Annotated in this window: 12 protein-coding genes; 6 read left to right on the forward strand and 6 right to left on the reverse strand. The window is 40.6% G+C overall.

What is annotated here, in order from left to right; all coding sequences use genetic code 11:
* Positions 1-2 precede the first annotated feature (2 nt).
* From AMBT_RS05235 to AMBT_RS05260, 6 genes are all read left to right on the forward strand, one after another.
* Positions 3-266 carry a helix-turn-helix domain-containing protein gene (locus AMBT_RS05235; protein ID WP_013783543.1) on the forward strand — a complete coding sequence of 88 codons (264 nt, stop codon included), beginning with the start codon at positions 3-5 and terminating at the stop codon, positions 264-266.
* 642 nt (positions 267-908) lie between these two features.
* Entirely contained in the window at positions 909-1,133 is a 225-nt protein-coding gene (locus AMBT_RS05240; protein ID WP_013783545.1) for a hypothetical protein, read from the forward strand.
* Entirely contained in the window at positions 1,126-2,004 is an 879-nt protein-coding gene (locus AMBT_RS05245) for a site-specific integrase (protein WP_013783546.1), read from the forward strand. Before AMBT_RS05240 ends, AMBT_RS05245 begins: the two co-directional genes overlap by 8 nt.
* Before the next feature lie 102 nt (positions 2,005-2,106).
* Positions 2,107-2,820, forward strand: a complete 714-nt coding sequence (locus AMBT_RS05250) for a hypothetical protein (RefSeq protein WP_013783547.1) — start codon at positions 2,107-2,109, stop codon at positions 2,818-2,820.
* Positions 2,817-3,521, forward strand: coding sequence for a hypothetical protein (locus AMBT_RS05255; RefSeq protein WP_148259077.1), 705 nt, complete (start codon positions 2,817-2,819; stop codon positions 3,519-3,521). Before AMBT_RS05250 ends, AMBT_RS05255 begins: the two co-directional genes overlap by 4 nt.
* A 3-nt stretch (positions 3,522-3,524) precedes the next feature.
* Complete coding sequence (locus AMBT_RS05260) at positions 3,525-4,208, forward strand: hypothetical protein (RefSeq protein WP_013783549.1); 684 nt, start codon at positions 3,525-3,527, stop codon at positions 4,206-4,208.
* A 100-nt stretch (positions 4,209-4,308) separates the two neighbouring features.
* Here AMBT_RS05260 and AMBT_RS05265 read toward each other — a convergent pair whose 3' ends face one another.
* From AMBT_RS05265 to AMBT_RS05290, 6 genes are all read right to left on the reverse strand, one after another.
* Positions 4,309-5,712: a UvrD-helicase domain-containing protein gene (locus tag AMBT_RS05265; RefSeq protein WP_013783550.1), complete on the reverse strand. Its 1,404-nt coding sequence runs from the start codon at positions 5,710-5,712 to the stop codon at positions 4,309-4,311.
* A gap of 3 nt (positions 5,713-5,715) precedes the next feature.
* Positions 5,716-7,413 carry an ATP-dependent nuclease gene (locus AMBT_RS05270; protein ID WP_013783551.1) on the reverse strand — a complete coding sequence of 566 codons (1,698 nt, stop codon included), beginning with the start codon at positions 7,411-7,413 and terminating at the stop codon, positions 5,716-5,718.
* 53 nt (positions 7,414-7,466) lie between these two features.
* Entirely contained in the window at positions 7,467-9,356 is a 1,890-nt protein-coding gene (locus tag AMBT_RS05275) for a hypothetical protein (RefSeq protein ID WP_013783552.1), read from the reverse strand.
* Between the two features lie 50 nt (positions 9,357-9,406).
* Positions 9,407-10,681: a tyrosine-type recombinase/integrase gene (locus AMBT_RS05280; RefSeq protein ID WP_013783553.1), complete on the reverse strand. Its 1,275-nt coding sequence runs from the start codon at positions 10,679-10,681 to the stop codon at positions 9,407-9,409.
* Between the two features lie 282 nt (positions 10,682-10,963).
* Positions 10,964-12,088, reverse strand: coding sequence for a site-specific integrase (locus AMBT_RS05285; RefSeq protein WP_013783554.1), 1,125 nt, complete (start codon positions 12,086-12,088; stop codon positions 10,964-10,966).
* A 188-nt stretch (positions 12,089-12,276) separates the two neighbouring features.
* A complete protein-coding gene (locus AMBT_RS05290; protein ID WP_013783556.1) occupies positions 12,277-12,720 on the reverse strand; it encodes a hypothetical protein in 444 nt (147 codons plus the stop codon).
* Between the last annotated feature and the right edge of the window lie 2 nt (positions 12,721-12,722).

Below are 12,722 nucleotides of genomic sequence, written 5' to 3' on the forward strand. Positions count from 1 at the left end.
GTATGAATAATGATGAGTCGCCTTTTCCCAAACGGTTGAAGCAGGCTAGAAAAGATCGGGGATTGTCTCAAAAGCAACTCGGTATCCTGTCAGGGATGGACGAGTTTTCAGCTTCCGCTCGCATGAACCAATATGAAAAAGGGGTCCATTCGCCCGACTTTAAGACGGTGAAGGCGTTAGCGGAGGTACTGAAAGTTCCTACAGCTTTTCTTTATTGTGAAGAAGATGACTTAGCGGAACAGATCGCCAGTTTTAAAAATGGTTAGTTCTCACCGCTGTTTTTCACCTGCTTTGACGCGAAATGGAAATAGCCAGCGAAGAATGCAACCAAACCAAGTATCATCAGATTGCTCACTATTAGCGGTGCCATAAAAACCTCCTCGATCGATGAGATTAAAGCGTAAGGTAGTTTGCCGTTAACAGCAAGCTGAGCGCAAAACCCAGCCCTTGCTATCGAGGCATCATGAGCAATATCCCTCTCTTTTTTCGGGCGCGTTGCCGCCCGCTATGTCGAAGCCGAAAATCGTCTTCAGCATAGCGGGCGTCTGGGTTTTGCTTCCTTACGCGCAGCTATCTGTTTGCAGACGCTATTTGCAGATTGAAAAAGATTTTTTCAGCAGGTAATCTCTAAATGTATAGCCCGTTCGGGCATCGAAAAAAGTCGGCGCTTTCAGCTGCCGTTTACACGTAGTGAGGAACCTCACTTATCATATCTATATTCATGTCACGCCGCATTTTCAGGCGTTTTTAAAGTCGGCGCATTCAGCTGCCGTTTCCACGTATCTGAGGTTTTAAATTTTGGCGGGATCAGTCCGAGCCAAGCGTAGTTGCGCTAAACAGGGGCGAATAGGCTTTAGTGTCGCTGAGCCGTAAAAGGCCAGTTAATCTTACAATACGCAGGGTGTGTCATGAATTTTAATGAAGTAAACGAAGTTGCTCAGCTAAAAGCTGAAACCAAACTAATTGCCAGGAAGAGAAAGAAATCTTCAAAGCTCGATGTTCATCGGTATCAGTTATGTAAACTTTTTCATGCCGGTGCCACAAAAGCAGAGCTGCAAAGGTGGTTGATCAAAAAAAAGGGGATGCGTGTCGATTGGACCACTGTAAAACGATGGCTTGATAAAAATGCCTAAGTTTGCAAAAGCCAGTACGCAGGCTCATAACGTCATAAAGGCGCTAACAAAGACTGAGAGAATACAGTCTCTTGGAACAGCTAGAAACTACGAAGATGCCCTGAAAAGGGTTTCTTTTTGGGTTAAGGAAAAAAAGCTTAATGGCTTGCAATCATTATCATTAGAACAAGCACGGTTTTACCTTGAGTATCGCGCCGAGAGTGTAGGGCAAAAAACACTTGATATGGAACGTCAGGCCTTGCAAGCGATGATGCAGCTAAATGGTAGACTACCTGATAACGGTAAGCTCTATATCGTCAAGTCAGAATTAGCTGAAGCAACACGGTCCAGGGCGTATACTAGAAAACAAGCCGAGGCCGTATCTCAAGGGCAATCGTCTAAGCATAGTCTGGCAACACAAATCGCATACGCCGCTGGGCTACGTGCTCATGAGCTTTTGACATTGGCCAGAAACGACGAACGGGAACCTGATAGACGAAAAGCATTGAGTTCTAAATGGGATGGCCGTTCAGGCTCACTTTACACAGTTGTGGGGAAGGGAGGGTTAAAGCGGCACGTGCTTATTCCTACAGCCTTAGTCAATCAACTTGAACAGCGCAGACTCAAAAGCCCTGTAACTGTCACTGACCGTCAAATAAAGTACCTACAGCGTTATGATATTGGTGGTGGGAAAAAATGGTCCGATTCCTTCAGTAAAGCTTCAAGTAGAAATTTGTATTTTTCAACTGGGGCACATGGCTTGCGTCATAGTTACGCACAGGAAAGGATGGTTGAGTTGAAAGCATTAGGCTATAGCAGAGCTATAGCCCTGGAGACAGTATCTCAGGAAATGGGACACTTTAGGCCGGAAATAACCGAGGTATATCTTTAAAACATTATTTAAATGAGAAAACTATATTTAACTTGCAATATCAATCAAACTTTGAGCTAATGTGTTCGTTGTTCGCGAACAGAAAACATGTGAGGGCTTTTAGTGCTAAAAAGTCAAGATATATTAGTTACATTAAAAATTTTAGGGTTTGAGGAGTACAGCGAGGCGACCAAGGTCACAACCATGCGGCTACAGGGTAGGGCATGGTTAGACCTAAATGAGTCGGCCGAAATCGCAAGCTCGTACGACCTTGACAATGATGAGCTGGTTGTAAGTGATGAACCAGATGACTTTGAGCAAAAGGACCTCGAAACTATAAGAGATTATTTAGGCCAGTTCGAAGCAACTACTAGCACTGGTTGGACATATCGCAGTCTTGCTAAACAACTATTCATATCCGTTAGCGAAGCAAACCAGTCAGTAAAGCGGTGCATAGCCGCTGGGTTGCTATATCAAGTAGGACGTGGACCCGTTCGAACGAATCGTCCAGTTCTCTATAACTTCATTAGATATGGTGTTGGGGTATCTTTCTACGCAGAAAAAGGAAAGGTAGCTAGAGGTATTCCAACTTCTATTGCAGCACCAGCATTTAAAACAAGATTTTTAAGCTCTGATATGCCTCCAGTTTGGCCCTGCGCAAGAGGGACAGTGAAAGGAGTAGCAATCCCCCCAATTTATAAATCCGTGGTAAAAGCTGTGATGATAGATAGTTGGTTATACGATCAACTGGCATTAATTGACATTTTTAGAATAGGCACCGCTAGAGAACGAGAAGAGGTGTTACCGCTACTGGATAATTTGAGAGTAAAGAAATGATGCAGGCAACAGAACACGAGGCGATGTTGATGGCCGTGGCGTCAATGTTAGATGAAGGGTTTCTTCGTGAAATTACTTTCGTTGGTGGTGCTACGGTATCTTTACATTTGGATAATGCGCAGCCGATTGATATTAGTAGCACTAAAGATGTGGACTTCATCGTATCGGTTGCAGGCTACAGTGGTTATGACGAATTAAGCGCAAATCTGAGAGGAAGAGGATTCAAAAATTATATACCACAAGGTGATGAAAACGTACCGTTGTGCAGATTTGTGTGTGGGGATATATGTGTAGATGTCATGCCTGATGATGGGCAAGTTCTCGGTTTTAGTAATGAGTGGTTCAAGGCATGCCAAAAGCACAATATTGACTATCAATTACCGAATGGAGTCACGATTAGAATTGCAGAAACAAAATATCTGTTGGCAACGAAATTGGTTGCCTTCGCCTCTCGGGGAGAGGACATGTTATCAAGCAAAGATGCAGAAGACATTGTACTCCTTGTTAATGGAAAGGATTCACTAGTAGACGAAGTGGTAGAGGGCCCTGAGGATTTGAAGATATTTATTCAAGATGCGATGTACAAATTTATACAAAATTCGGACTTTGAGTATGTTTTGTCGAGCAATTTACAAAATGAAGAAGTTGAAAGGCAAGAATTGATACTGAGTAAATTTAATACATTAGCAGGACAGGAATAAGCTTTGACTGAAGTATTAGTAATGCAAACAGGGGCAGGTTCTATAGAATCAGTTAATGCAGATTTTGTGCACAGTTGGGCTATAGAGGAGGGGCATGCATATCTAGTATGTGACGGTATTGTTCATACAGAAGAAACAAGAGAAGCGGTCATTGAGTTTGCGGAAAAACTTAGCGCAGAGGATTGGTGCTACGTCAATGATAGAGAAATGCAACTTTCAGGTAACGTGTTAAAGGCTATAGACTGTATGTCTCCTCATCATGATGGGCGAGCATTTTGTTGCTCAATAATTCTCATTTTTGACGGATACTATGTCGCAGGATGGTGTGGAGACTGCCGAATAGGTAATGTGACATTGAGTGCTCTTGAATGGTTAACCACAGATGATGTGCCGTTTTTAAAAATGTACCAGGATGGGGTAATAGATTACGAATTTTATTTAAAATCAAGACACTTATTATCATGCAAGTTGAAAGTAGGTCAAAATAATATAGGATGCGTAAAAACCTTTTCAGGGACGCTGGCTAACTGTAAGAACCTTATTCTCTGTAGCGATGGATTTTGGTCGGAAGTCAATTTGCTAAATGAGTCAATCAGAGAACACTTTTCTGTTGAGATCTCAAATGAAGTGAATAGGCTAGCCCGTGACGGTATAGATAACTTCAGTGTTATAGTGCTGGATGTTTGAAAGCACAACTGGGTAAAATCGTTATTAGAGCATAGTAGGGCTGTAGCCTTAGAAACAGTATCTCAGGAAATGGGCCATTTGGGGCCGGAAATTACACAGGTTATGTGTAAGGATTCAAAACGTTACTTGCAGAAATAACAACAAGTTTTTTGCGGCATCTCGTCAAAGCTACATACAGATGCTTCGGAGATTGAATCTTATGAGCGTCAAGCACGACAACAACATCAAACTCTAAACCTTTTGTTAGTAACGTTGTTCCAACGTGCTTTCCCTCCACTCTTCTACCAAGCCTCCTTATGTTGTTTCTTTGCTCTCTCATTCCTACTAATACAGAGGTGTTATTTTTAACTGATAGCTCAATAGCTTTTGAAATTGAACGGAGTAGTTCCTTGCGAGAGCAGTAAATATTCGGTAAACCTTCAATCTCATTAAGAATTTCGATTACATCGTGCAGTGAATCTAAGTTCGCGACTAGCTTCTGAAGGATTGTAATTCTCTTTTTGGAAGACTTATCTTTTTTATTTTTAAAGCCCTTTTCATTGAACCATTCATTAACACCTGTTTTGTTAAAGAGCTCTAGTGAAATGTTTCTTATGTGGGGTAGCGGATTCTGTAAATTAAATTTGTCCAGTGATTTTGCTAGGCTATAGAAATCACTGTCGTCAATACTCTCAAGCAAGCGAATATCTTTAAACCTCTTCGAAAATTTGATTCTTGGCTGCTTATTCATTGAATTGGGGTGTATTACCAATAGGCTATCTTCGTCTCTTAACGAGTTGAGGGCACGAACATAATCTGACTTGAATTTATAAAAGTCTTGTTCACTAGCAATTGTAACTTCAATCGATTCCTCGAAGTTTCTCAGATCGATTGGTTTACCGTTTTCAAGGTTTTCTCTTATTTCCGCAAGTGCCAAACCTAGCCCTTCTGCACCAACCTGATTCCATCTGTGTGGAACATCTAATGTGGGAAAGGTTTTGAAATCAGCAAGATCTTCATCGAAGTTCACCAACTCCCCATTAAAATCAAAAATACCTTGAAGCGGGTCACCTAAAACCCTTGTTGGAAAGAGCTCTATGAGCTTTCTTATCATTGAGTGTTGTCCGCGAGAGCAATCTTGGTATTCATCCACGAAGACACCTGAATATGTTGCTAGTAAGACATTCTTTATTTGGGGGGTTGAAAGAATTTTGGCTGCTTCACTAATGATAAAAGGGTAGTAATTGGTGGTATCTTCTTGAAGAGGTTTCTCATCGCCTATATAGAAAGACTCTACGTACCGTTGTGCAAAGCTGGTTATCGTTTCTACAGAATAACGACGGGAGTGAATTGCCGCACTTTTTAACTTTTGTTTAATTGAAGCAATACCCGCATGGGTATGGGTGAGTATTAGGCTTTTCCCTGTAGTGAATTCTAGGCATTTAGCAAGAGTATGTGTTTTACCATATCCTGCAGGGGCTACGAGAAGTGCTTTTTCACAGTTTACGAAATTTTCATAATCCATGGGTTAGCCAATCCATTTGTCTAGTTGACTCAAAATTTTATGAAGATGGGTGCCGTTCATGTTCTCAAAATATTTGAATATCACTTCACCAAGCTTTTCGCCATGCCCAACTCTTTTGAACCATTCCTTTTGTTTAGTAACGGATACCTTAGCTAGAGCTGACCTCACTTCTGGTGTGTCAGCCTGTCTCCAGTTTTCAGGGAACTCTCCAGGGTATTTTGCTTTTACAGATGCCAAAAGAGATTCATCAGTTTTATTATGTACTTTGAGAACGTAATTGATTAATTCATCAATTGCTTCCCATGGAAGATCATTGAAGCATTGGTCCTCAAATGAGTTCCCATCCTCACATTCAAAAATAGAAATATTCTCGGCGAGCAAATCTTTCTTTTGCGGCTTTAAATCTTGGTCAGTATCAGAGTCACATAACACAGATACTTCTAGCCCAGCTTTCCGAGTATTTAATGCTCTATCCGTAAATGAGTGCCCTGTGCCGTCCACATAAGCGCAACCGTTGAAGGTCATTGGTTCTCGCCCTTGTTTCAGCCTAAATACATCTAAGGCCCTACATACCCCAACCTCTGTAGCGCCCTCACAAACTATAACCTTTTGAGAAAAGAACGCATCAGGACAAGCTCGAATTAACCCTTGTAGACCACTGTTATCTACATCTAGAAAGCTTGATCTTACTTCTCCAGAATTTCTATTCACGCAAACCACAGAAAGATCTTTGGCTTCAAGTTCTACTGCTACCTCACGCGAATGACTAGTAATTATTACTTGCCCTTTGTTCTCGTCTTTTAAAGTTCTAGCTACTTGTCGGACCCTATCGGGTTCTAGACCCTGTTCTATCTCGTCAATCAGAACTATTCCACCTTCCCTCGAAATAGCTGTTTGAATTGCCATTGATGCCAGGCGCTTTGAACCTTTGCCCATAAGCCTAAAAGGGACGTCTTCTTTGTGTAAGCTCACTTTACCCTCATGGAGGTTAATATCTTTAAAATCTATCGTCGTTTGGACCTCTTCGAGATTTAACCCAAAACCTACAGCTTGCTTTTGAATAGCTTCCATTACGCCACTGTAATGTGCGTAATCAGCTTTATCGATTTTCTCCTTCGCTTCACGAATTGCATCTAATACGATTTTTTTCTTTGGCGCTTCTGACGTATGTACTTTTAAAAGTGAGTTTAACGGGCTTCCTTTGCTCCAAGAAAAGTGTCCATCTATAGAGTCCGACACCATGAAGCAGTTAAACTTTGAACGGTCATTCGCAGAGATACTAATCTCATTTTCCGCTCTACCATTTATAACTGTCCAACTAGGTTCTAAATCACTACCAACAGTGAGTTTCACCGTTAAAACAGTAATATCACCTTTGGTAATATCGTCAGTAACTATCCCTGTGTCGCGGCATAGTGTTCTTATCCATAGTCCATACTTATGTTCAGCTAATAAGCTTTCGGGTATAGAGGCGATGGAGGCAATAATCTCAATAGGGTTCTCTGAATTAAGTTTAAAAAAATCAGTATCGTAAAACGAGTGATTCCATAAGGGAGAAAGAACTGCCTTAATAGCATCTAATATAGTTGTTTTTCTACTGTCTCCCCGTCCTAAAAAACAAATAACTTCTCGATTCAATCTTTGGTGATATGACGATATGCCTCGAAAGTTTTTTATCTCAAGTTCAACTATTTTTGCCATTCCCTTGTCCTTTGTTTTGACTTTTTTAATAAACGATGAATATGAATCACTTACTAATAATAGGACGCGCACACTCTATCTTCTAGATAGCGTTCCCATGCTGGCTTTATAAAATCAGATAATGACTGAATTTCGTAGTCACTGAGCGCTGATTTTTCTCTTAATATAGCGCATAGTGATCGCAGTGAATGGTCCATAAACCCTGATGTTGGAAACACTTTTTTATCTTTAGAGTTTATTAAACAAGTAATACCGTCATAAACCTTTTCATCATTCAGTCCTAACTTTCCTCTTATATACGAGCTTTCATATGCTGGCATGTTTTCTGTTAAATGCTGGCAAGCTTTTAAGACGTCAACTATCATCATTACCTCAATGAGGACGTTCGACTTATAGATGGTATAGTGACTTTGAAGTGTGTTTGCCAAGTCCAGAGCTTCCGAAATGTTTGATACTCTTAGACCAATATTTCTGTTGGAAGTGTTTGCATATGAAATACAAATATCAGTTAGCGTTCTGTATTTTGTTTTTTTTCTTTTGAAATTTAGAAAGCTAAGAGAACTTTTTCTTTTGCTTTTTCTATTTTTGTACCAGTCGTATACTCTTGGGAACAGATAGTCTAAAAGCCAATTATGTGAATATTCTGCGTCCCAGGCATCTCTAGATGAGTAGGTTAGGGGCTCGCCAACAATGTCTGTCAGTGGCTGCCAACAAAGAAATAGGTCAGTTGAGTAAACACGCTCACTAGAGTAAGGGTACATAATCAGATGGAAACCTCGAGATAAACTTAGTGTTTCATCCTTTACATATATTTTTAGACACCCTGGAGCGTTATCGAAGATATGATGCTCGGTATTTCCCTTTGCGTAGTCGAATTCATAGGAATACTGAATAATTGCCTGCCAAAACCATAGTTCAATGCTAAAAAGTTTGAATGCGAAATGATCTTCTTTTAGTAAGTCAAATCGAGCGGTTTTCCATTTCTTCTCTATACTCGTAGCCTCTGATATGTATCTTTTCCAAGCCTCAAAAATCACCCAGTCTAAGTCATTTGATTCGTTGTTATTCAGAGTTAATCTGACCGTTGGTAAAACCAAAATATTAAGAGAGTTTCCAGTGTTAAGGGTTTGTATGAGTGACGTTTCTTTTATATGTGAAGCGTGAGCTCTTTCCTGCATGAATTTGACTAGTGCCTTCCCATCGCAAGAAATTGTAACGCCATTCAAGTCTGATCTTGTAAATGATAATGCTGCGGTCAAATTCGGCTTTTTCTCAGTGGGTAGAAATACTTCCAGTCTTACACTATCATTTTCAATAATCGCCAAATTATCAATACACAGACTCTTCTTCTTACTATAAGAGTAGGGGTATTTAATTGGTAAAGGTAGTGAGGTGCAAAATCTGTTAGCAGCTTCTAGACCATAGTATTTCTCGGTTATTCTTCGAGCTTTTCGCAATTTTTCTAGAATAACGTCGTAATCCCATAATGTAGGAATGATTTTGTGTTCTTCGAGTTTTCTTTCTGCCATGTGCCAAGACTCTACTAACTTGGTGTGGCTACTTATCGAATAAGAAGTGCACAAAACGAACTCTTGATAGCTCTCTATATCCGATTCAGAAATAAATTTTTCTACCCAGTCTGTAATATTTTTTGGAGAAACCCTTTTATATCTTTTGCATTGTGCAGCAACTTTTTTACTTGTTCTGAGATCGAGGCCTACAATGTCGAGCCCATACTGTGATTGACCTCTAGAACCATACAACAAGAACGTTCTGACGCCACTAAGATCTTGCTCATCTTGCAATAATTCTAAGCAGATTTTTTCGAATATTTCCCAGTCTTTTGTTATCGGAAGAGATTTTAAAAGAGAATCGTAAATAGGGTATGAGTCTTTCTCTTTCTGTTTAAGAATATCTGATGGGTCTACTTCTTTACGAATCATTCGCTATTAATTCCATTTATGAAAACATCACTGCAAAAAAAAGATTACCACTATCGAGAACAACTACCAACGATTGTCAGTTTTTGCGCCCATGTTGTTAGCGCGGCGACTCTTTCGTTCATATAATCTTGGAGGTTGTATACTTTTTGTACCCCCTGAAGCTGATGGTTCAGTATTTTTTCAACCACTATCGGATCTGCGCCGATATCAGAATCGCCTAATCGTGTCGCGAGAGTTCGTCGCAAGTCATGAGGTACAAACTTAGGTACACCTAAACGGTCAAGTTTTCTATTTACGGCTCGTGATAGTGAATGCCTGTCAATTGGCTGCTGTCCTGGAGCGCAGTTGATACACGTGGTGCTGGGGAATACATAATTTGAATTGAGGTAGTTAAAAGCAGAGCGCAGTTCATCTAGCATTACAATCATATTTTGAGTAACAGGTACATTGTGTATTCGATCGCCGCCTTTCTTCTGCTTAACCCGCTCACTGGGTATAGTCCATAGCATCGCCTTAAAATCAAACTCAGACCAGCGCGCGCCAGTTACCTCAATCGGTCTACAGCCTGTCAGGGCGATAAACTCTAGAGCATAGATAACTTGAGGGCTAACGCCTAATTTAGGTAGTCGTTCGAAAACCTGTACCAATTCATCGAAAGTAAGCGCCCGATTTCGGGACTTCTCAAACCCACCAATATTTTTCTTTTTAACTGTAGTAATCGGGTTGCCATGAAGAAGGTCTCTATCAACGCCGAAATCAAACATTTGTTTTAGTATCGAAAGCGTCTTGTTCGCCTGAGTGCCAGAACTACGATCAGTGATGGGATCTAGTACGTTTTCAATGACATCTCGCCTGGTGATGTCTTTCAGTTTCATCTCGCCAATGGTAGGCAGAACATCTTTATCGAACATTCTGCGAACTTCTTTCGGGTCTTTTCGGTTAACGTCTATATAACGCGTAAGAAATTCATTCGCTAGCTTTGAAAGGGTAGGGCTACTGTCTTCAATAAACTGCTCTCTCTGAGCTATTCGCTTCGTTTCATAAACGTCTTCACCGGCTGCTATACGGCCTTTTAAGCTTTCGACCTCTTTACGAACTTCTTTGAGATCTCGCTCTCCGTGATAGCCTAATAGATAATTACGTTGTTTACCGCCCGAGCCACCAATTCGATAATTCAGGTATAACGCTATTTTTGATTTATTGTCTTCTGATACTTTGCCAATCCGAGCATGAAAACCACTGAGTTTAGAATCATTAATTCGCTTGATTTGTTCAGGGACTTTACTGAGTGAAGTATCACTTATGAGTAGCTTTACGGTAGACAAATGTAGCACCACAATGGTCGAAAAATATATTGGTGTAGCATATGTGTAGCAGCTTGATGATTCAACTACTTGGTTCTACTTAATTCTAATCAAGCCGCTAAAATTTTATAAAGTTTATATATAACAATGGCTTGAATTTAATTCTTGTCCTAATTAGAACTAATTTCCACTAATTAAAGCTAATGTTACTTTTTATGGGGTGTCAGGGGTCGGAGGTTCAAATCCTCTCACACCGACCAACTATCTTCCTGATATCCTTGCAAAAATCCATTTTTCAAATGTCTAAACCCCAATTTTGCACCGTTTTGATATTTTGGTGCGAGTGAGACGCCACAAAGGGGCTCTACCCCATAAACGGTTCAAAGTCATCATTGCAGACGCATGGCCTAATTGCTGACTCACCCAGTGTATCTTCGCTCCCGATTGCAAAGCCGTAGTACAAAACGTGTGTCTTGTTTGATAGCTATTACGATGGCGAATACCACAGGCTTTTAACCCTTTATTCCACATCAATCTCGGCGAAGCGTTATTAGTAAAAGGTTCTCCTGTAGACGGGTGAACAAATACTTCGCTATTTTGTAAAAACGTCCACTGTTTCTGCCGTAATAATGCTGTTTTTGAGCGGGCATTAAACTCTACGTCTCTTACTTTGTAAGTTTTAGTATGTTTGCGAATTTTTTTTTTGATTTTGCTTCGTTCAATCCGTGAGTAACCACGATTAAAGTCTACACTATCCCAACACAATGCAATTTGCTCACTCGGTCTAAGGCCGCTAAAAAACGCATACTCAAAGTAGTTATGCCATAAAGGATGCTGTGTCCGTTCTACCCAATTTAGAAAAGTGTCTATTTCTTCAATGAGCAAAGGGTCTGCCTCTGGCTGCTGATGTCTACCATTCTCAATACCCTCAACAGGATTAAATTGAATAGCTCGATCTCGCAGAGCGAGTTTGAACACACCTCTTAGTGGAATTAACGCATTGTTACGAGTTTTATTATGCTGAAAATCGAAGCTTCCAAGCAAGGCCAGTAATTCAGAATGCTTAATCGACTTAACTAACCTGTCTGCCAAATTCGGATAATAAAACCGTTCTAATGCCTGAGTATATTTTTCCTTAGTGTTTTCAGTGCACGTTAACGTATTCAAATATAACTGCCCGTAATCTTTGAATGTCTGTGCACCCGTTTCTTCATTGGCATGTTTCGAGTCAGGGAAAAACTCTTGCCACGTGAAGGTTCCCCATTTTATCGCTTCCTGCGCTTGTTGCCGTAGTTTTCCTGCCTTTTTAATGTTTCCCGCAGTGGGACGCCAAGGCAGGCTCACATAGTGGCGTTTGTCGTTGTAATTCAAACGAACTTCAATCGACTGATTTCGAGGAACTATCCCCGTTGGCCATGTCGAACCCATTTCTCATACTCCTGTATGTTCCAGTGGATCCTCCCGTCAGGCGACTTTACAAAGTGTACACCTTGTCTGAAGATCCCGTCATGGATTTTTTTACGGAGTGCGCCAACTGAATACCCCGTCAACTCGGCTAGCTTTTTAGTTGTTATCAAATTAATTAGATAGTTCATTTGGACACTCCCAACTAATTATTAATTATGAGTTACTGAATTCAGTAACTTCATGGCCAATGATGCGTGATCAGACCTGGCCGGCTTTATAGAGATTATTTTTAACGGTAAGTCTCCTAGGCGTCCAAGCGTTCCCCTATAAGCTTGCCAAGATACAAACGATGATATTCCCTTATCCCAGCTTAAGTAAAGTCTTGAAAATACCAAGCCTTTGCCAAAATTTTGAATGATTAAAACGAGAGGTTCATCGGTCTCAACGTTTGAATAGTGGGTTAAGAGAACTTCATTACACACTTTAGCTAAAGTGCCTTGGTGAAAAGATGCTCCAACAGCAGAAATTAACGCTCGTTCCGCGATAATATTTACTGAGACTTCTTCACGTGTAACAGCTTTCTGAAATACAAATGCGGAATATTCAGTTAACGCTTCGATCGGAGTGAAAACTGTTTTCATTAGAGTAGCCATAT

The sequence above is a fragment of the Alteromonas naphthalenivorans genome (assembly GCF_000213655.1).
Classification (GTDB): Bacteria; Pseudomonadota; Gammaproteobacteria; order Enterobacterales; family Alteromonadaceae; genus Alteromonas; species Alteromonas naphthalenivorans.

Bases quoted from the DNA above. Each gene is read 5' to 3' on its own strand.
- AMBT_RS05235 (WP_013783543.1), top strand. From the start codon at position 3: ATGAATAATGATGAGTCGCCTTTTCCCAAACGGTTGAAGCAGGCTAGA.
- AMBT_RS05240 (WP_013783545.1), top strand. From the start codon at position 909: ATGAATTTTAATGAAGTAAACGAAGTTGCTCAGCTAAAAGCTGAAACC.
- AMBT_RS05245 (WP_013783546.1), top strand. From the start codon at position 1,126: ATGCCTAAGTTTGCAAAAGCCAGTACGCAGGCTCATAACGTCATAAAG.
- AMBT_RS05255 (WP_148259077.1), top strand. From the start codon at position 2,817: ATGATGCAGGCAACAGAACACGAGGCGATGTTGATGGCCGTGGCGTCA.
- AMBT_RS05265 (WP_013783550.1), bottom strand. From the start codon at position 5,712: ATGGATTATGAAAATTTCGTAAACTGTGAAAAAGCACTTCTCGTAGCC.
- AMBT_RS05270 (WP_013783551.1), bottom strand. From the start codon at position 7,413: ATGGCAAAAATAGTTGAACTTGAGATAAAAAACTTTCGAGGCATATCG.
- AMBT_RS05275 (WP_013783552.1), bottom strand. From the start codon at position 9,356: ATGATTCGTAAAGAAGTAGACCCATCAGATATTCTTAAACAGAAAGAG.
- AMBT_RS05285 (WP_013783554.1), bottom strand. From the start codon at position 12,088: ATGGGTTCGACATGGCCAACGGGGATAGTTCCTCGAAATCAGTCGATT.
- AMBT_RS05290 (WP_013783556.1), bottom strand. From the start codon at position 12,720: ATGGCTACTCTAATGAAAACAGTTTTCACTCCGATCGAAGCGTTAACT.